Source organism: Psychrobacter sp. M13, from assembly GCF_030718935.1.
Classification (GTDB): Bacteria; Pseudomonadota; Gammaproteobacteria; order Pseudomonadales; family Moraxellaceae; genus Psychrobacter; species Psychrobacter immobilis_G.
This window is the reverse complement of sequence record NZ_CP132194.1, coordinates 562,319-581,395: the sequence shown is the minus strand read 5'-3', so window position 1 is coordinate 581,395 and position 19,077 is coordinate 562,319. Positions and strand designations below refer to the sequence as shown.

The window sequence follows — 19,077 nt, the reverse complement described above, 5'->3', positions numbered from 1 at the left end:
ATAAAGTGGCTAGAGACTGCCTTGTTTAAAGTCAAAGTCTAGAGACATTATTTAGATTTAATACTTAAGAGTACTATTTAATGCTTAAGAGCACTGTTTAGAGTCAATAAAGCTACTTTATACGTTGCCACGTTTGCGTACGTCCGAACATAGGTGAACCAACATAACCTCGTAGCTTTAGCGATTGACCATTATCACTTAAGTTTATCTTGCCTGAGTATATCTTACCCGTTTCAGGATCGACCAGCTTACCGTTACTCCATTGATTGGTGCCGTCTGCACGCATACCTGTCAATATCTGTAAGCCCTCAATGGGTTTATTCTTCAGACTACCTGTACATTTTTCACAATTGGCTTTAGCCTTCTTGCTATCAAGCACTTTAATGATTTTTCCTGATACTTGATCGCCGCTTTCACTCAATTGAATAATAGCCTTTTTCTCACCTGTTTTTTCATCGACCGTTTGCCATTGGGTATTATTTAAAGAGGCGGCAAATACCGCAGTAGAGAGCAGAGTACTAGTAACTGCAATGAGTAGACTTGGTATAATACGTTTCATAAACGATTCCTTTCGTATAATAAAAATAAAAAATAAAGATTAGGGCGTGTTTAGCTCTAAGTACAATCAGCGCTATTATTATAGTAAATCTCTCAAAAAAACAACGATTTATTGTGGACGAGTGATTCATTAGCGCCTGTCAATCAACTCAATTTTAAAAATGACTATCAATTAAAAGTGGCTATCAATATGAAATTAAGAATTTTGACCGTAGGCAATAAGATGCCCAGCTGGATACAAAGCGGCTTTGATGAATATCATAAACGCATTCAGCCCATGCTAACGACAGAGATCGTCGAGCTTGCAGCTGCTAAACGCGCCAAAAACCCCTCTGATGCTAATTTGGCACAGTACCGTGACAGTGAGGGCAGCACTATCTTAGCCACGCATAATAGCGCTAATAACGAGCAATTATGGGTGCTAGATGTCAAAGGCAAGATGCTATCGACCGAAGGCTTGGCGGACAAACTATCTGAGGCGATGCAACAAGGTGATGATGTAGCATTAGTGATAGGCGGCGCAGACGGTGTTTCACCTGAGGTCTTGGCAAAGGCCGATATTAAATGGTCGCTATCTGCTTTGACGCTGCCACACCCATTGGTGCGAGTAGTATTGATGGAGCAGTTATACCGGGCGATGAGCATCAATAACAATCATCCCTATCATCGAGGCAATTAGCACGTTCCTTATTTAAAGCAATAGTTTAACAAAATAGTCCAATAAAAATATCTACCCAACCTATGATTGAAAAATGGCTCTGCGCCCTAATAAATGGCACATGAGCTATTCAAAACCTAGTAAGTCCAAAGTGTCACTTTCTCCTTTATCAGCGCTACCGATCACAGGTGCTGCCGCTTGGGCAGATATGCCTGTTGGCTTAACCAATGCGGCACACTTGCCTGCGCTTTTTATCTCGCATGGCGCGCCAACACTTGCTCTTGAGCAGTCAGCAACTACTAGCGCTCTAGCGCGTATCGGTCAGAACCTACCTAAGCCGCGCGCGATTGTAATCATGTCAGCACATTGGCAATCGGCTAAGCTTGAGATTAGCAGTAACCCTAGTCCTAAGACGTGGCACGACTTTTCGGGATTTAACAGAAAGCTGTACGAAATACAGTATCCTGTAGCGGGTAATACGCTGCTGGCTGAGTCATTAGCGCAGCAACTGAGCGAGCGCGGCATCACTTGTAGAGTGAACCCGATACGAGTCTGTGATCACGGAGTTTGGGCACCGTTACGCCACCTCTATCCTGAGGCTGATGTGCCTATTGTGCAAATATCGCTACCGCAAAATTACGATAGCGTAGCTTGTTATCAGTTAGGAGCGCAGCTGGCGCAATTGCGCGATGAGCAGATTATGATTATTGGCTCAGGTAATATCACTCATAACCTACAAGCGATGCGCTGGGATGCTGATAGCATCGACAAACAAGCCAAAGACTTTAAGCTGTGGTTATTGCAACAATTAAAAATCGATATTCCTACAGCTTTAGACTGGCAGCAGTATCCTCAATACAAAGATATCCATCCTAGCGATGAGCACTTATTGCCGTTGTTCTTTGCTTTAGGTGCGGGTCAACGGGTTTCGGTTGTGCATCAAAGCATGGCGCATCATAGCTTAGGTATGGATATTTATCGTTTTGATTAAGGGTAATGTCTAACTATTGTTAAACCTATCTAAAATCCTATTTCTCAAAAGCAGGTTTGGTAAATAGACCTGCGCGTTCCAGCTCTCCTGCTAAGCTAAACAAAGTCGCCTCATCATTCATACGCCCGATGAACTGCATACCAATAGGTAGATCTTTTTTACTCATGCCAAGCGGTACGGACATCGCGGGTAGCCCTGTAATATTGCTGAGTAAAGTAAAGGCCATTTTGCTCAATACTGGATGGCTAAGCTTCTCAATCGCGCCCGAATTAAAAGCAAACTTACCCATGTTAAGACCTTTATTGAGAACGCCTGAGCTACGCATTAATAGCTCATCCATACGGCTCGGTGGTAATACGCCATGCTTGACCGCAGAGGTAGGCACTGTCGGCGATAATATCATATCGTACTGCTCAAGCAGCAGGCCTGTCTGATATTGACTATTATGCCAGCCATGCTTGGCATGCACTAAATCCACCGCGGATAATGAGCGTCCTAGCAATGCCATGTTATAGGTTTGTGGCTCTAAATTTTTGATATGCTCTGAGCCAAAATTACGCTCAATGTTATCGATAGTAAAAGCAGTATGCGCGCACACCACGACGATAAAGTCGTGCCAGAACTGCTCTATATTGATAGTAGGCTCAGCAGATACCACTCGATGACCCATGGACTCTAGCTGCTTAACGGTTTGCTCTAACACTGCCAGTACTTCTTTATCGACTACTGTATTAGCAATCAGAGGCCGCTTTTGTAGTGCAATAGTCAGTGGCCGAGGGGCGCGCATTGCCGCTTGTAGGAACGTCCCATCAGGTGGCGCTATTACATATGGCGCGCCAATTTCCGCGCCACTAGTCGCATCTAGCATCGCCGCGCTATCACGCACGCTTCGGGTTATCACGTGATCAGTCGCCGCACCATCCCAACTTTCACCAATCGCAGGTCCCATTGGGTTACGACCTCGGCTAGGCTTCATGCCAAATACCCCGCACCACGCCGCTGGAAAACGTATTGAGCCGCCACCATCACCCGCGCCTGCCATCGGTACGATACCACTAGTAACGCTTGCTGCGCTGCCACCCGATGAGCCGCCCGTGCTATAGCCTTTTTTGAATGGATTATGAGCGACGCCATGCGCCTTGGGCTCAGTAGTGATAATCAGACCAAACTCTGGAGTATTGGTTTTACCAAAAGTGTTGACCCCTGACGCTTTCATACGTTTAACAATTTCGCTGTCTTGCTCTGAGATAATATTGACACTACGACTGCCCATGGTCAGTGGCTCACCCTCAAGACTGAACGATAAGTCTTTAAGCAAATAAGGCACGCCAGTGAATGCTCCCGTTGGCAATCCTGCCTGCGCCTCAGTATACGCTCGCTCATCAAAGCGGTGAATAATAGCGTTGAGCTTTGGATTGAGTTTATTCGCTTGATGAACCGCAGCATCGAGTAATTCTTTAGCACTAACTTGTTTAGAGCTGACTAACTCTGCCAGTCCTAATGCGTCGTATTGGGTGTATTCTTTAAACATAATTTATCGTCCTTGAGTATTAATATTTCAATAGTTTAAGCGTAACTAAAACTTTCAATAAAACTATAATAGTTATTCTATATAAAAAAAACGAGCTACTTTCGTAACTCGCTTTTTATAATTTGTTAAAAATTAACTCCTGTAAGCGCTACATCAATAACTCACGCTTACCACTTTTGCCCATAGAGCTGACCAATCCTGCCTCCTCCATCGAGTCGACAATACGTGCAGCGCGGTTGTAACCAATGCTAAATTTGCGCTGAATGGACGATGCGGAGACTTTACGGGTTTCTATAATGAAGGCGACTGCGTCATTATACAGATCGTCATCTTCACCAGACGCGCCGCCTGAGCTGCCGCTACCTGAACTAGATAGCTCAAAGTTGCCTGCCATATTATCAATATAATCAGGAGCGCCGCGCTCACGCCAGGCATCACAGACGCGGTTGACTTCTTCATCACTGACATAAGCACCGTGGACGCGATCAGGTTCGATCTGTCCTGGCCCTAAGAACAGCATATCGCCGTTACCAAGCATATCCTCAGCACCGCCACTGTCTAGGATCGTGCGCGAATCGACTTTTGAGTTAACCCGTAGCGCTGCTCGCACTGGAATATTGGCTTTGATCAGACCAGTAATAACATCGACTGACGGACGCTGAGTCGCAAGTATGAGGTGAATACCAGCTGCCCGTGACTTCTGCGCTAGCCGTGTAATCAGCTCTTCAGCTTGCTTACCGACCTGCATAATCATATCGGCGAACTCGTCCGCGACGATGACAATCATAGGTAGCGTTTTAAGCTTAGGCGCTTGATCAATACTGACATTATCATTAGGTCGCCATAGAGGATCGAGCATTGGCTTGCCCGCTTTTTCAGCAGCACGTACCTTTTTATTAAACTCATCTAATTTACGCACTTTGAGCAAGCTCATCAGCTGGTAACGACGCTCCATCTCAGCCACACACCATGATAAGGCGCTGGCCGCTTCGGTCATATCAGTGACGACTGGCGTGAGCAAATGCGGTATGTCGTTATAATTAGCCAGCTCAAGCTGCTTAGGATCAATCAAGATCAGTCGTAGCTCATTTGGTGTGTATTTAAGCAACATCGATAGCAACATAGAGTTAACCAAGACTGATTTACCTGAGCCTGTCGTACCTGCGACTAGCATATGCGGCGCTCGTGCTAAATCGGTGATAATCGCTTTACCACCAATGTCTTTACCCATCGCCATACTGATCTGCGCTTTGGGATCTTTAAATTTATCGGTGTCGAGCAGCTCAATCAAGCGTACCATTTCACGCTGTTTATTAGGCACCTCAATACCGATATAAGGTTTGCCTGGGATGACTTCGACCACCCGCAATGACGCCATCGATAGGGAACGTGCTAAATCACGCGAGATACCCGTGACTTTGCTGGCTTTTATCCCAGCAGCCAGTTCTACTTCAAAACGGGTAACGACTGGACCTGGAATGGCGTTCACAACACTGGCTTTGACATTAAACTCTTGCAATTTAATCTCAAGCAACTCTGATAATTGCTCAAGCTCAGCAACAGTATAGCTTGGCTCACGATTAGGATCAGGCTTATCCAACATTGACACTTCAGGTATCGGCGTCAGTTGTGCTCGATATTGAGCAGTTTGCATCGATCTTGATTTACTACTGAACGCCGCATCATCATGGATTTCTGGCATCGTTGGCGCTGGCGAATCATCTTCCTCAGGTATCATATCTTCGATATGATTGCTAGAGTCGCCATCAGGTACCGCGAAGCTCATTGTTGGCTTAGCAGTAGCAGTCGGTGCAGCCTTTGGATCGGCAGGTGGCGTATTAGTCGGGGTCATATCAGTGACGAGCGCCTGCTCTTTAGTGACCGAAGCAGGTTGCTGTGAAGTTGGCTCAGGCTTAGTATCCAGTTCAGGCGCTTCTTGTATTTGCGATGTGGCTACTGGTGCTACGCTCTCAGCTGCTACAGTCTCAGATTTAGTAGGCTGCTCTATCGTCTGCCCAGCGCTTGTCTCAGCTGCATTATCAATAGCAGTAGGCTCTATCTCTACTAGGTTCGATTCATGCTCTGCTAACCATGAGTCTGCCAGCTTATCAACAGTCGTCGCTTGAGATTGTTCGCTTTGAGGCTGTGGTTCGTCAGTATCGGCGCTGATATTGGTTTCAGCACTGGTTTCGGTTTCGATTCCAATATGAGCTGGCACTGGAGCTGACTCACTATAGGCGCTTTCATTATTGTTGGGCTGATCGTAGTGATTAGCTTGATCAACCCGATGACTAGGCGCTACTAATGCTTTATTAATAGACTCAGTAGCAGGAGTAGTAGAGTCAGGCATAGGCGACTGAGGTGCAAACTCATTATTAGCTAATAAGTCATCGACCATACCTGAATCATTCCAAGCAAAACTTGGCTCAACTTTACGGATAGAAGCGTTAGGCTCAGTTATTGTAGTTACTTTTGTTACTTTCGTTACTGGGACATCTAATTGGTAAGTATTGTTTGCTCCGTTATTACTTGGCATAGCAGTAGCAGGTCGTAGATTATCACTTATCAGTTTGCTGGTCGCCGCCGCCTCTGTAGCCGCAAGCATCGAAGCTTTGACACTAGCACCCAGCCCTGATTTACTTAAAAAGTCTGTTAACACATGACCGAAGCGAGAATGACTATCGTCAGCTTCTAGAGCTGTATCAGATGGTTGCGGTTGCAATTCAAGCGGTAGCTGACCGAGATCCGTTTTATTTCGAGCAAGCGTACTGGTTACTAGGTCTTTATCATCTGTACGTCGTGGCAATGAGTCATCTTGCAGCTGCTCGTCGCTATCTTCTATTGTCTTTTGAGTGCTGAGCTGCTCTTGAGCTTGCACGCCAGAGCCAAATTTGGTCAAACGAGTCAGCTTATGATATAGCGCCTGCCAATGGATATTAAAGGCAAAAGTTGCAGTAATAATGACAAATACCGTCAAGAATGCCACATTGCCCCATTTAGTCAGTAGCTGCGCCAAGCGCGCTTGTAGCTCTAGACCGACGATACCACCTGCCACCCCATGCAAGCCGACTGTTAAAGGATCGGTGACGTGCTGAATGAGTGCGACCACTTGCGCAAATAAGGCGCTGGCACTCAATAGCAAAAACACATAAGCCACCAGACGTAAAACCCAAAACGTCGGCTTACTATCCCACCAAATCAGTATAGATTCATAAATCAAAAATGCCAGTAACCACCAAGCGCCAAAGCCAAAAAAGCTATACAATAAGTCAGATAACCAAGCGCCCATAGCGCCGCCCATATTATTTATGGTCGTCATATCGCTACTAATATGCGACCAGCTAGGATCGTTACCTGTAAAGGTGAGCAAAATGACAAACAGATAGGTAGCTACTATAATCCCCAAAATAGTAAAAATACCTTTTTTTAAATAGTCGATAGTCGCTGCTGATATCACGTAAGGTCTGCCTCTATATAATCAATACTAAATATAATCGATACTGATGAGTAATTAGTTTTAAAATTTTGAATCCGAACTTAGACTGGGCTTAACTGCCTATAATAACAAATACCTACGCTAAGTGGCGACTGTGTTTGCGATATAATTAGTGTTGTTTTTAAGAACTAGATTAAGTTATAACAATACCCACGTTTATTTTAGCAAACTTGCACTTTTGGCTCTCAGCCCTTATGTTAGTGCTGGCCTATAATAATTCAAAATATAAGTAGAAACCATAAATAACCAGTACAAAAATACATAGTAAAAAAGTGACAATGAACCTCTATAACTGTTAAAAATTCTAATCTAAATAAGGAATCTCTATGAGCACTGATAAAACCTCCGACAACCAAGACCCACGTCACGAAAAACTCATCATCTTAGGCTCAGGCCCAGCAGGTTATGCTGCTGCTGTCTACGCGGCGCGCGCGAATCTAAAGCCCGTTATGGTGACAGGTTTAGAAGTCGGTGGACAGCTAACCACCACCACTGAGGTCGATAACTGGCCGGGCGATGCTTATGACTTGACGGGCCCTGCGCTTATGGAGCGTATGAAATCCCATGCCGAGCGTTTTGGTACGGTGCTGGTTTATGACCATATCAACGCGGTTGATTTTAGCTCTCGTCCTTTTAAGTTAACCGGTGAAAATGGTCGCTATACTTGTGATGCACTGATTATCTCAACGGGTGCTTCTGCACAGTACTTAGGTCTTGAGTCTGAAGAAAAATTCAAAGGTCTAGGCGTATCGGCTTGTGCAACTTGTGATGGCTTCTTTTATAAAGATCAAAAAGTCGCGGTCATCGGTGGCGGTAATACAGCTGTCGAAGAAGCGCTTTATTTATCCAATATCGCAGCTGAGGTGACACTAGTCCATCGCCGTGACAGCTTACGCTCAGAGAAAATACTACAAGATAAACTGTTCGAAAAAGCCAAAAATGGTAATGTCAAAATTGAATGGAACCATAGCGTCGAAGAAGTGGTCGGCGATGATATGGGCGTTAATGGGGTGATAATTAAATCTACCGTTGATGGCAGCACTAAGCAATTAGATGTGTTTGGCATGTTTGTCGCCATTGGTCACAAGCCAAATACTGATCTTTTTAAAGACCAATTAAAAATGAAAGATGGCTATATCATCGTCAATAGTGGTCTTAACGGTAATGCCACTCAGACTAGTGTCGAAGGCGTATTTGCCGCCGGAGACGTGGCCGATCATGTCTATCGTCAAGCCATTACTTCCTCAGGTACAGGATGTATGGCTGCCCTTGATGCCGAAAAATATTTAGACGCTATAGGCGAAACCGTTGCTCGCGATCATACTTATGCCTCCACTTTGACTGCTGATAACCAAGCGACTGATAAAGCGTCAGAGGTCTAATCAGTGAGTGACTCTGCATTTGGTAAGATGACTGATGCTAGCTATGCTGATGATACTGCTAATGATATAACGCCTGAGATTTATGGTCGAACCATTCGCAGTCTTGGGCATTATGACTTTCCCGATCCTATAAACGTTGATCCTGATGGTATGGGACTAGTCGCTATGGGCGCTGACTTGGCGTCTGAGACTATCTTATCTGCCTATGCGCAAGGGCTATTTCCGTGGTTCAATGAAGACGAACCTATCGCTTGGTGGTGTCCTGATCCACGTTGTATCATTATGCCAACAAACTATAAGCCTAGTAAATCGCTACGCAAACAAGCCAAAAACTCACGCTGGCAGCTGACGCTCAATCAAGCTTTTGATGAGGTAATAACGGCTTGTAGTTTACCGCGTTGTGATGGCCTTGATGAGGGCGCGCACACTTGGATTCACGATGAGATGATTGACGCCTATACTGAGCTACACCGCTACGGTTTTGCTCATAGTGTTGAGGTCTGGGATGAAGACGGTCCTGAGCATGGACAGCTTATCGGTGGCTTATATGGTCTCAAGATAGGCAGTATCTACTTTGGTGAGTCGATGTTTCATACCGCTTCTAACGCCTCCAAACTAGCCTTTTGGGGACTGATGCGCTTATGTGAACAAAGCAATGTCGAGCTAGTAGATTGCCAATTACCTAATGACCATCTAATGAGCTTAGGCGCTACGACTTTGGCTCGTCCTGAGTTTTTGACGCAACTAGAGACTCTTATCAATAGCCGTTCTGTCCGATGGCAAGCCAATTCCCATAGACCCTTAGCCGTGTCTCAATTAGCGACTGTCACACCTTGGCAGCTCGCGCTATAAATAGGTGAGCTATGAGTAAAGATAGTACATTTCTACTAATCGGTACATTAGCTGCTCAAGCCAATACCACCAAAGATACAGTCCGCCATTATGATGAGCTAGGGCTGCTCAAATCACGTAAGCGCCAAGCAGGATCACGTCTGTATACTGAGTTTCATCCTGAATGTATTGAGCGTATTGAGCTAATAAAAAGTGCGCAAGCGATTGGCTTTACCTTGATAGAAATCAAAGATAGCCTGAATGACTATTATGACGGCAATCTTGATCTAGATGAACAGCTAATACTTACTGAGCAAAAGCTTGAGCAAGTCAAAAAACAACAAGCCAATATCAATCTAATGGTCGAGCTATTAGCTCAGCGCATTGCTACGCTTGAGCAGATGAAGAGTGATGACGGCTTAAATAATAAAAAAGATTTTAGAACTTCTACCCTGCCCTAGTTTCCATCCTCATAACCCTTAGCTTTTACAAGGTGAGCTGCATAATTAAAGCATCAATCGCAGACTGGTTTGGTTGGCTATAATACCCTTTACGCTGATGAATAACTTTAAACCCTTGGCGCTCGTACAAAGCTATCGCTGGTATGTTATCCGCTCTAACTTCCAATAATAAACTCTCTACCTTGTTATCTTGCAGCTCTTTATTTAATACCTTAAATAATCGCGAAGCGATGCCTTGCCTCTGATAATCAGGATGAGTACCTATGCGCAAGATTTCCGCTTGCTCAAATAGGGCTTGATATAAGCAATAGCCGACGATTTTATCGTTTTGATAGACTATTAAAAGATTAATACTATCTTGTACAAGTAACTCACTCAATGTTTTATAAGACCAAGTATCTTGTAGCTGTATCAAAGCTTCAATATTAGCAACAGCTTGGATAGTAGTTTGAGCGTTAGATGATTTTTTATTGAGTAATTCGATAGTTTGCATTATTTCTCATGGTATCTACGGGCTATTATTATCTTACTAAACTATTTGTATGTGCTGCTTGCGCTCTATATGCTCTTTGGTGGATGCTCGAAAGCAGACTCTGATTAACATAAATACCTAAAATAGTCTGTCATACGTGGTTCAATTACACCAGTCTATTTTAAGTGGTCTGTTAATAGATTTAAAGGTTAAAATAAGTGGTTCCTTTGGGATATATTCGGCAGTCTTTCTAATTTTTGGAAATGATATAGAATGGTTGAATAATTTTTTTAATTGAGAGAGATATTGTCTTGTATAAACGTCTATTTTTGATTGTCACTACACTTTCGCTGTTTGCATGTTCAAACGACAGTACAGTAGAAACTGATTTAAACACTACTTCTACTAAGCCCAGTGAAGCAATAGAAGCTAAACCCATAATGTTATCTAAGCCAGTAATGGCAGCTAAGCCAAAAACAACAGCTGAAGAAGTTCTAAGTGAAAATCAAATAAAGAAGCTAAAACAAGAAGCTCCTACTTTAGCTTCTGCTATTGCTCTCTACAATAACGAAGATTCAGTAGGTGTAGATTTCAACGACGACAACCCACCTGAATTATTAAGGAACTTATTACTTTGGGAGGGGATAGTTGGCATGACTTGGAAAGGTCTGAATAGTATTCCTGAAACTAACTACGACAAGATAGAAAAAGACGTTGTTGCTGAAGCTGGTAAACGCTTTTGTTTTGAAGGAACAGTACACAAAATTCAAGTTGATCGTTCTATAAAGCCACTAATAACTAATGCAGTGATGTATGTTCCATATCGTAGCTATGCATACGCGATAGCAGTAAGGTCTTCTGGTGATATTCTGCCTAACTCAGTTGCGAGGTTCTGTGGCATAGTAGTTGGAATGAATTCTGCTCCTTATCTAATTGGTATGTTTGACTTGCCAGAGAATAAGGGAGAATAAGGATACTATTTTTTAGACCTTTAATCTTTTAGAAAATATTGCTCTATATAAGAGACCATCCCGAATTCTGTGTAATTGCCCTTTAGCTTGTAGCAGTACTTACACGAAATTTAGGATGGTCTCGAAGCGTCCAATTAGAGATTATTTAAAGTATTAAGGCTAGCGGTCTATTTTAAGTGGTCTATTAATATGTTTAAAAAGTGAAATAACTGATTCCCTTGGAGTATAGCTGTTTTACGATTTTACAGTAGGTTGAGGATTATTCACTATAGGGCTAACATCTGTTTGCATCTGCCATACGAACCACACCCAAAGAACTATAACAGCTAGAAAGCAAAGTAGACTAAGATTTTTAGAGGTTTCAGTGAACCATAACTTTCTAGAATATATCGCATTTGCTTCGTATCTTTTTTTACCTTTTAATAGCAAATGGTTTCTTTGCACCTGTAGTTGATAGCCCAAATCTTTAGCATTGATTACGTCTGTATATAGATAAATAGCACCAAACACGATACCCAGTGCGTTTGCGGATATAGCGATTTTTAATAAAAGTAGCTGATCTAATGATAGTGACGACATTTTAGCTACTTGAGTAACAATAACCGAAAAAACACCAGCTGCTATCACAATAAGCCATTTCATCCACTCATTGTCTTTCTCTTTTGCCAAATTACTTTGCTTAACAATTTCGCGTTCGAGTACGTCAATTTGAGGCTTTAACTCTTGACATTGATCATAAAACTCCTCGCCAGGATCACTGTAAAGTTTACGGCATAACGCATCTTGCAAAACCTTTGATTCTTGCTTACTCGTTAACTGTTTTTGACTCATAACTCTTTCTCATCAGCTGCTGAATTTACATAGCTATTAGTCTCTGAAGTTGTCTCTTTTTTCTTTGGTTCGCTACCCGAGCTCACTATGAAATCCTTCATTAAATCTTTATCTGCCTGTCTATTCAAAAAACCTAATAAACTATCAGCCGTGTATTCCTTTAAACCATCTACCAGAACAGCACCATCATAACCCATAAAAAAGCCGCCCTCAATAAAGAGAGCGGCTTTTGACTAGCGGTTTAGCTTAAGCTACAGATTGCTCTGTGAATTAAAACTTAAACATTAACACTAGCAACAACACCAGCGCCTACAGTACGGCCGCCTTCACGAATAGCGAAGCGAAGACCTTTGTCCATAGCGATTGGGTGGATAAGCTCTACGCCCATCTCAACGTTATCACCAGGCATAACCATTTCAGTACCGTCTTGTAATTGGATTGCGCCAGTGACGTCAGTAGTACGGAAGTAGAACTGTGGACGATAGCCGTTTAGGAATGGTGTGTGACGACCACCCTCTTCTTTTGATAGTACGTATACTTCAGCGTCAAACTTGGTGTGAGGAGTGATTGAACCTGGCTTAGCTAGTACTTGGCCACGTTGAACGTCTTCACGCTTAGTACCACGTAGTAGTACGCCACAGTTTTCGCCTGCACGACCTTCGTCAAGCAGTTTACGGAACATCTCAACACCGGTACAGGTGGTTTTTTGAGTGTCACGGATACCGACGATTTCGATCTCGTCACCAACTTTTACGATACCAGATTCAACACGGCCGGTTACTACGGTACCACGACCTGAGATTGAGAAGACGTCTTCGATTGGCATTAGGAATGCTTTGTCGATGTCACGCTCAGGCTCTGGGATGTAGGTGTCAAGAATGTTTAGTAGTTCAACTACGGCTGGTTGGCCATATTTTTCTTGTGAGCCTTTTAGGGCTTCAGTCGCAGAACCATGGATGATTGGGGTGTCATCACCTGGGAAGTCGTAATCAGAAAGTAATTCACGTACTTCCATTTCGACTAGCTCAAGTAGTTCTTCGTCATCTACTACGTCACATTTGTTCATGAATACGACGATGTACGGTACGCCAACCTGACGTGATAACAAGATGTGTTCACGAGTCTGTGGCATTGGGCCATCAGTCGCTGATACGACTAAGATAGCGCCATCCATCTGTGCAGCACCGGTGATCATGTTTTTAACATAATCGGCGTGACCTGGGCAATCAACATGAGCGTAATGACGAGCGTCAGTGTCATACTCTACGTGTGAGGTGTTGATGGTGATGCCACGTGCTTTTTCTTCTGGGGCTGAGTCAATAGACGCGTAGTCTTTGGCTTCGCCACCTGAGGTAATAGCAGCAACCGTTGCAATAGCTGCTGTCAATGTGGTTTTACCGTGATCAACGTGTCCGATAGTTCCGACGTTGACGTGTGGCTTTTTGCGTTCAAACTTGGCCTTTGCCATGGGTGTTTCCTCTTTTATTGGTGAATCTTTATGCTTAAAAAATAATAAACAGTAAGATTAATAAATAGCGGTTTGACGGCTTATGACACAATGAAAACATCGCACCGTTGACGCTATGGCTTATCTACTAAATACAGTATATTAACTTAGCTACTATATATGGGTATTAGACTGAATTTTTCAATCTTAATATTAATTCTGGTAACGATTTTTATTTACTAATGACCGTATTATTAATATAGTACGGTCAACAGATATTATTTAATCAGCTGTAGACAGCGCAAAAAGGCAACACCTCAGTGTCGCCTTCAATCTATCACTACCGAGTTAACTTTATCATTTTCAATATTAGCATAAAACTTTATATAGTGATTGTAGCCGCTTTAAAAAATGGAGCTCATATTGAGAATTGAACTCAAGACCTCTCCCTTACCAAGGGAGTGCTCTACCGCTGAGCTATATGAGCATGCTTTTTATAACTAAGCTATAACTGATAACTTATCGTATCACTTATAAAAAAATATCACGAAACAGCCAAAATAACTGATTGTCGTGATTGATCGTACATTGTCTAAGACTAGTGCTGTATATGGAGCGGGTGGCGGGAATCGAACCCGCGTCATTAGCTTGGAAGGCTAAGGTGTTACCATTATACCACACCCGCAATACTCTAATTTAAATCAAACGATGTTGCTTAGAGTGTGCTTGGCGCTATGATGTCTTACAATACTTTTTGCAAAAACGATTGCAAAACTAAAAAAATATGGTGGTGGGAGAAGGATTCGAACCTTCGAAGCTTTCGCGACAGATTTACAGTCTGTTGGGTTTGACCGCTCCCCAATCCCACCTTAGTTTGCTTTTATAAAATGACTTTGAATAATATTCAACTGCCTTTAATAAAAGCGTCTTTGAAAGAGATGGTGCCGACTGCCGGGATCGAACTGGCGACCTACTGATTACAAGTCAGTTGCTCTACCAACTGAGCTAAGTCGGCTTGTTCTCTCAAAGAGGGGTGTATTCTATCAAATATTTGCTGGAACGCAAGCCCTTTTTCTTCTTTTTTATTAACTTTTTAAAATTAAATTTTAATACTTTGATTATATTACTAATTTTCGCATGCAAATATTTCTACTCTAGTTTTTATACATGGAAATATTATTAATATGTCAGTTCTAGCGAATACGCAAACCATCACAAGCCATCTTTACCGCTTTAACCAACGCCAAGGCCTTTTTGTTAGTTTCATCCCATTCTGCCTCTGGCACGGAATCCGCTACTACCCCAGCACCTGCTTGAATATGAATCTTACCTCGGCGCATTACCGCTGTGCGAATAGCAATAGCCGTGTCCATATTGCCATGCCAGCCTAAATAGCCCACTGAGCCACCAAAGACAGTGCGGCGTACTGGCTCAACCTCATCGATAATTTGCATCGCGCGGATCTTAGGCGCACCTGATAACGTACCTGCTGGAAAAGTCGCACAAAACACATCTAATGCGTCTTTGTCAGGCAATACGGTGCCCTCGACATTAGAGGCGATATGCATCACTTGTGAGTAACGCTCAATAAACATCTTTTCGGTGACTTTAACGCTACCATATTCACAAACACGACCAATATCATTACGACCTAAGTCAATCAGCATTAGATGTTCGGCAATTTCTTTGGTATCTGAGAGCAGCTCTTGCTCAAGCGCTAAATCCTCCGCTTCATCGCGACCACGCATCCGTGTGCCTGCTAATGGACGCACGGTTACCTTACCATCCTCAACCCGCGATAGAATTTCAGGCGATGCACCAATAATATCGAAGCGTTTATGATCATCCAAAGTATAACCATGCACCAAAAACAGATAAGGCGATGGATTTAAGAATCGTAGCGCTCGATAAACAGCTAAAGAGTCACCGCTATAGTCAGCGGTTAAGCGTTGCGCTGGCACTACCTGCATCACATCCCCTGCCATGATGTAATCTTTTATCTTATTCACGTCGGCGCAGTATTTCTCTTTACCTGTTTGCGAGATAAACTTGGGCGTCGGCATAATAGGCGCATGCAGATCTGGCATCTCCGCCAGCTTATCTTCGATTTTCTCAAGCTCACGGATAGCAGTACCATAGCCATCCTCATTACTGCAATCTGCATAGACGATAATCGATAAGGTGTTTTCTAGGTTATCAAAGACAATGACACTCATCGACAGCATCAACCACATATCAGGTAGCGACATCGTATTTGGCGCATCAGACTCACCAACGCTTGGCTCAATGACACGTACCATATCGTAGCCAAAATAACCGACCAGCCCACCACTAAAGCTAGGTAAGCCTGCTACATCATCCGCAGTTGGCATTTTGTACTGCGCCATCAGCTTACGAATATAATTGAACGGCTCATCTACCGCATCGCTATCTATTTGATCATCTTTTTTTACAGTCATTATACCGTTGGCGTATTGCAAAATTAAATCGCTACCTAAGCCAATCATCGAATACCGTGCCCAACGCTCGCCGCCTACTACTGACTCAAACAGATAAGCAGAACCGCTTAAATCGCGTACTTTAGAGAACACCGAAACGGGAGTCTGCGCATCCATAAGACGCTTTTTGACTAAAGGGACATGGCTAAAACCTTCGTCTTTAAGGGCTTGATACTCTTTAAAGGTCATCATAATAAACGATCTCTTAATGCTAAAGTAATTAATGCTAAAGTAATTAGGTATGAATTGGCAAATCTTAAGGTAATAAAGAGTAAGACTCTAATACGCAATATAAAAAATGCAGATTAAAAGATGGGAATAAGCGTAGTAATAATTGAATGCTATATAGATAAGACAAAATAGCGTTAAAGTATAAATACTAACTATAGCTTAGCCCGCCAGTATAGCAAAACTGGCAAGCTTTATAGGCCTAAATGACGGTCTTAGAACTAAACTGTTAGCCAATACGTAAATAGTAGCCGCTCATAAATGAACGACTACTTTGTATTAATTAATAAAGACTATTCACTTAATAGCTATTTAACTGACCGCTATGCACCGCCCATATTGAATAGCCACATCGCTATAGCGATAATAACAATGGCTAAAAACACCCAAATAAACCAGCCGCCACTAGGCTTTTTATCAGGGTGTCCCGCATTGGCAGGATTATCGATAGCCTGATCCATTGCGTTGTTACCTTCAGTGCCCAAGTCACGACCTGCACCTAAGTTTGCCGTTCCTGAGAACTGTGACGTTGCTGCTTGTTTGGCGCGCAATACATCAGGATCTGCTTCCTCTTGAAGCTCAGTAGTCGTCGTTTTGTCGTGTTCAGGACTGACTACTGACTCCTGATGACTGGCGTTATTATGCATTAATGGCTCGTCGGTTACTGGCGCTGTGGTCAATGGCTCTGGCGAGACTGGCTCTTTGGTTGGCAGCTCTTCAACTAAAGGCTGTGTAGGTATCTCATTGGAGGTCGCTGTCTCTTTCTCAGCTACTGTCTCAGTTACCGTATTTGGCTTAGATGTTGTTGATTCTGTCGCTAGAGCTGCAGCTATAGGCATCGCCGCTGCAATGTTATTATTTGTGCTGTCACTGACCGAGCTTTCATTATTAATAGCGTCACTAGACTGCAAAACATCTTCTATAATTGTTTTTTTCACAACAGGCGGCTCGGCTTCATTACTAACCAGTTCAGAGACATCGTTCTGCACTAATTCTGCTACTGGATCAGCTGAGGTATTAGGGCTAAAGTCGGATGCAGGATCTGTCGTTATGTCGCTTTCAACGCCAGCTGACAGCGCTTCGATCTCACTCTGTGTGTCAATACTAGCATCAGCATCAGCATCCGTCACAGGAGCTGCGGTTATATCATTTGCAACGCTAGTATCAATATCAATATCAGCATTAGCATCAGCATCAGCATCAGTAATGACGTCAGGCTGGAGCACGGTAAAGTTAAAGCTGGCAAAACCCAAAGTATCATTTAGCTCTAATAGCTTTGACTGATTGCTCTCAATACGTTCATTATTGACGAAAGTACCATTCGATGAGGTCAAGTCTTTGACGTATAGCTGACCATTTAATACGCTAAGTAACGCATGATTACGCGAAACCTCTTTGCTGCCTAACACCACGTCATTGTCACTACCGCGACCTATCGATAAGCTATCACTGACGGTCACTTTTAAATCACCTAACGCCTCTGTCAGTGCATTTAGCTGCCAGCTCGCTTGCTTATCTGTATTATCCACATCCAATTCGCTCAAATGATCGCTCATACCCTACTCCTTGTTTTAATTTATTTAATCATTAATTTATTTGATACTTAACTGAGTGGTTACTTAATCGCTCTAACTACCCTGTTATTAATTAATCTAAGACTGATAACTTTTTGACGGTTCTATTGTTTTAGCAAAAACTATTTTGGCAAAAAATTTGGTTTGATAATACCGTTTAACTTGTTATAAGAAATACTCAATACTGGCATTCCATAAGCATAAGGACCGATAGCATAATGCTGGTAGCGAATATCAATGCCTTTATCGGTCAAAGTAATATTATCACTTAACATGAATGGCCAACTTTCCTCATAGCTGCTAATGTCGTCGTCAACTGTCTTGACCCACTCTTTATAGGCGTTATAAGCCAAAGCTTCAAAGTAAGGCTTTTTATCTTCTTGTAGCATATCAGCAAGCTTGATTTGCGTCTTAGTATTAGGATCAAATATTAAGTATTCGCTAGTAGGCATGCCATGAGCACCGCCAGTAAATACGTAAGAGTTAATCTCAAATAACTCTAAGTCCTCGCTCTGTCTTAACTTCACATGACCAAGGTAATCAGGCTTTATGATCAATTCATAAGACCACGGCACATCATCTGGTAAATCAGCAAATTGCGACTTGGCAAAGTCATCGATAGCCATCTTGACCAAACTGCTATTCGTAGTCATATCAATAGGCGCTTGTCTTGATTGATCATACACAATTATATTGTTGATACGCGCATTGACGATGCTATTTATCCAATCGTGATTAGTATTAAGATATTTGACTTCAATCTTTGGACAGTTGCTGCGCTCGTAACACTCATCTTGAATACTCTGTGGTAACTCATACTCTAGATAATCGGTACTGCTAATCAGAGTGCTGGCGCTTGCATGAATCGTAAACGCGCTACTGACCATAACGGCTAAAAAAGGTTTTATTAATATTTTAGTGTTGATTTTTACTGGATTGAGTAGCATAACAAATCCTAGTTTTTAATAATGTAAACGACAGCTTGCTGTAATTTTTATAATCATAGCTTATCTCTCGATAAATCATTGTTTAAGATGTGTTGGTAGTAATCAAATATAGCTAGGGTGTTGAGCTATTTAAGTAATTATAAATAAAATTAAAAAGAAGATAGATATAGTCAATAAAAAAGACACGGCGGGCGTGTCTTT

At 42.7% G+C, this 19,077-nt stretch carries 16 protein-coding genes and 4 tRNA genes; 6 read left to right on the top strand and 14 right to left on the bottom strand.

The genetic code is table 11. The features are described from left to right. Positions 1-112 precede the first annotated feature (112 nt). The gene (locus Q9G97_RS02490) at positions 113-559 is read right to left on the bottom strand and encodes a DUF2147 domain-containing protein (RefSeq protein WP_201571740.1); all 447 of its coding nucleotides are present in this window, start codon (positions 557-559) and stop codon (positions 113-115) included. Between the two features lie 189 nt (positions 560-748). Here Q9G97_RS02490 and rlmH point away from each other — a divergent pair, with 189 nt between their 5' ends. Together rlmH and Q9G97_RS02480 are read left to right on the top strand one after the other, a co-directional pair. Then, complete coding sequence (rlmH, locus tag Q9G97_RS02485) at positions 749-1,237, top strand: 23S rRNA (pseudouridine(1915)-N(3))-methyltransferase RlmH (RefSeq protein WP_305899591.1); 489 nt, start codon at positions 749-751, stop codon at positions 1,235-1,237. 187 nt (positions 1,238-1,424) lie between these two features. Beyond that, entirely contained in the window at positions 1,425-2,207 is a 783-nt protein-coding gene (locus tag Q9G97_RS02480; RefSeq protein ID WP_201573711.1) for a class III extradiol ring-cleavage dioxygenase, read from the top strand. Between the two features lie 37 nt (positions 2,208-2,244). On the opposite strand, the gene Q9G97_RS02475 is transcribed toward Q9G97_RS02480, so the two are convergent. Further along, a complete protein-coding gene (locus Q9G97_RS02475) occupies positions 2,245-3,738 on the bottom strand; it encodes an amidase (protein WP_305899590.1) in 1,494 nt (497 codons plus the stop codon). A gap of 148 nt (positions 3,739-3,886) precedes the next feature. Continuing rightward, positions 3,887-7,195 carry a DNA translocase FtsK 4TM domain-containing protein gene (locus tag Q9G97_RS02470; protein ID WP_305899589.1) on the bottom strand — a complete coding sequence of 1,103 codons (3,309 nt, stop codon included), beginning with the start codon at positions 7,193-7,195 and terminating at the stop codon, positions 3,887-3,889. Between the two features lie 365 nt (positions 7,196-7,560). On the opposite strand from Q9G97_RS02470, the gene trxB reads away from it, so the two are divergent. The 3 genes from trxB to Q9G97_RS02455 are packed head-to-tail and all read left to right on the top strand — an operon-like array spanning position 7,561 to position 9,908. Then, on the top strand, positions 7,561-8,616 hold the full coding sequence (gene trxB / locus Q9G97_RS02465) for a thioredoxin-disulfide reductase (protein WP_305899588.1): 1,056 nt from the start codon (positions 7,561-7,563) through the stop codon (positions 8,614-8,616). Positions 8,617-8,643: 27 nt separating this feature from the next. Then, positions 8,644-9,468, top strand: a complete 825-nt coding sequence (gene aat / locus Q9G97_RS02460) for a leucyl/phenylalanyl-tRNA--protein transferase (RefSeq protein WP_305900253.1) — start codon at positions 8,644-8,646, stop codon at positions 9,466-9,468. Positions 9,469-9,479: 11 nt separating this feature from the next. Further along, positions 9,480-9,908, top strand: a complete 429-nt coding sequence (locus Q9G97_RS02455; protein WP_305899587.1) for a MerR family transcriptional regulator — start codon at positions 9,480-9,482, stop codon at positions 9,906-9,908. 25 nt (positions 9,909-9,933) lie between these two features. Here the strand turns inward: Q9G97_RS02455 and rimI are convergent, their stop codons facing one another. Further along, on the bottom strand, positions 9,934-10,401 hold the full coding sequence (gene rimI / locus Q9G97_RS02450; RefSeq protein ID WP_305899586.1) for a ribosomal protein S18-alanine N-acetyltransferase: 468 nt from the start codon (positions 10,399-10,401) through the stop codon (positions 9,934-9,936). 290 nt (positions 10,402-10,691) lie between these two features. Here rimI and Q9G97_RS02445 point away from each other — a divergent pair, with 290 nt between their 5' ends. Further along, on the top strand, positions 10,692-11,351 hold the full coding sequence (locus tag Q9G97_RS02445) for a hypothetical protein (RefSeq protein ID WP_305899585.1): 660 nt from the start codon (positions 10,692-10,694) through the stop codon (positions 11,349-11,351). 234 nt (positions 11,352-11,585) lie between these two features. Here the strand turns inward: Q9G97_RS02445 and Q9G97_RS02440 are convergent, their stop codons facing one another. The 10 genes from Q9G97_RS02440 to Q9G97_RS02395 form a co-directional block, all read right to left on the bottom strand. Continuing rightward, positions 11,586-12,182, bottom strand: a complete 597-nt coding sequence (locus Q9G97_RS02440; RefSeq protein ID WP_305899584.1) for a hypothetical protein — start codon at positions 12,180-12,182, stop codon at positions 11,586-11,588. After that, positions 12,179-12,379 carry a hypothetical protein gene (locus Q9G97_RS02435; RefSeq protein WP_305899583.1) on the bottom strand — a complete coding sequence of 67 codons (201 nt, stop codon included), beginning with the start codon at positions 12,377-12,379 and terminating at the stop codon, positions 12,179-12,181. Before Q9G97_RS02435 ends, Q9G97_RS02440 begins: the two co-directional genes overlap by 4 nt. 80 nt (positions 12,380-12,459) lie before the next feature. Further along, a complete protein-coding gene (gene tuf, locus Q9G97_RS02430; protein ID WP_305899582.1) occupies positions 12,460-13,650 on the bottom strand; it encodes an elongation factor Tu in 1,191 nt (396 codons plus the stop codon). A gap of 391 nt (positions 13,651-14,041) precedes the next feature. Further along, positions 14,042-14,116, bottom strand: a tRNA-Thr gene (locus tag Q9G97_RS02425). A gap of 124 nt (positions 14,117-14,240) precedes the next feature. Next, positions 14,241-14,314: transfer RNA gene (locus Q9G97_RS02420), tRNA-Gly, on the bottom strand. A gap of 100 nt (positions 14,315-14,414) precedes the next feature. Next, a tRNA-Tyr gene (locus Q9G97_RS02415) sits at positions 14,415-14,498 on the bottom strand. A 70-nt stretch (positions 14,499-14,568) separates the two neighbouring features. Then, positions 14,569-14,644 (bottom strand) — tRNA-Thr (locus Q9G97_RS02410). 178 nt (positions 14,645-14,822) lie between these two features. Then, a complete protein-coding gene (locus Q9G97_RS02405; RefSeq protein WP_201571696.1) occupies positions 14,823-16,319 on the bottom strand; it encodes an anthranilate synthase component I family protein in 1,497 nt (498 codons plus the stop codon). Positions 16,320-16,678: 359 nt separating this feature from the next. After that, positions 16,679-17,911, bottom strand: coding sequence for an FHA domain-containing protein (locus Q9G97_RS02400; protein WP_305899581.1), 1,233 nt, complete (start codon positions 17,909-17,911; stop codon positions 16,679-16,681). Between the two features lie 140 nt (positions 17,912-18,051). Continuing rightward, the gene (locus tag Q9G97_RS02395; RefSeq protein ID WP_305899580.1) at positions 18,052-18,876 is read right to left on the bottom strand and encodes an RsiV family protein; all 825 of its coding nucleotides are present in this window, start codon (positions 18,874-18,876) and stop codon (positions 18,052-18,054) included. Between the last annotated feature and the right edge of the window lie 201 nt (positions 18,877-19,077).

Bases quoted from the DNA above. Each gene is read 5' to 3' on its own strand.
- Q9G97_RS02490 (WP_201571740.1), bottom strand. From the start codon at position 559: ATGAAACGTATTATACCAAGTCTACTCATTGCAGTTACTAGTACTCTG.
- rlmH (WP_305899591.1), top strand. From the start codon at position 749: ATGAAATTAAGAATTTTGACCGTAGGCAATAAGATGCCCAGCTGGATA.
- Q9G97_RS02480 (WP_201573711.1), top strand. From the start codon at position 1,425: ATGCCTGTTGGCTTAACCAATGCGGCACACTTGCCTGCGCTTTTTATC.
- Q9G97_RS02475 (WP_305899590.1), bottom strand. From the start codon at position 3,738: ATGTTTAAAGAATACACCCAATACGACGCATTAGGACTGGCAGAGTTA.
- trxB (WP_305899588.1), top strand. From the start codon at position 7,561: ATGAGCACTGATAAAACCTCCGACAACCAAGACCCACGTCACGAAAAA.
- aat (WP_305900253.1), top strand. From the start codon at position 8,644: ATGACTGATGCTAGCTATGCTGATGATACTGCTAATGATATAACGCCT.
- Q9G97_RS02455 (WP_305899587.1), top strand. From the start codon at position 9,480: ATGAGTAAAGATAGTACATTTCTACTAATCGGTACATTAGCTGCTCAA.
- rimI (WP_305899586.1), bottom strand. From the start codon at position 10,401: ATGCAAACTATCGAATTACTCAATAAAAAATCATCTAACGCTCAAACT.
- Q9G97_RS02440 (WP_305899584.1), bottom strand. From the start codon at position 12,182: ATGAGTCAAAAACAGTTAACGAGTAAGCAAGAATCAAAGGTTTTGCAA.
- Q9G97_RS02435 (WP_305899583.1), bottom strand. From the start codon at position 12,379: ATGGGTTATGATGGTGCTGTTCTGGTAGATGGTTTAAAGGAATACACG.
- tuf (WP_305899582.1), bottom strand. From the start codon at position 13,650: ATGGCAAAGGCCAAGTTTGAACGCAAAAAGCCACACGTCAACGTCGGA.
- Q9G97_RS02405 (WP_201571696.1), bottom strand. From the start codon at position 16,319: ATGATGACCTTTAAAGAGTATCAAGCCCTTAAAGACGAAGGTTTTAGC.
- Q9G97_RS02400 (WP_305899581.1), bottom strand. From the start codon at position 17,911: ATGAGCGATCATTTGAGCGAATTGGATGTGGATAATACAGATAAGCAA.
- Q9G97_RS02395 (WP_305899580.1), bottom strand. From the start codon at position 18,876: ATGCTACTCAATCCAGTAAAAATCAACACTAAAATATTAATAAAACCT.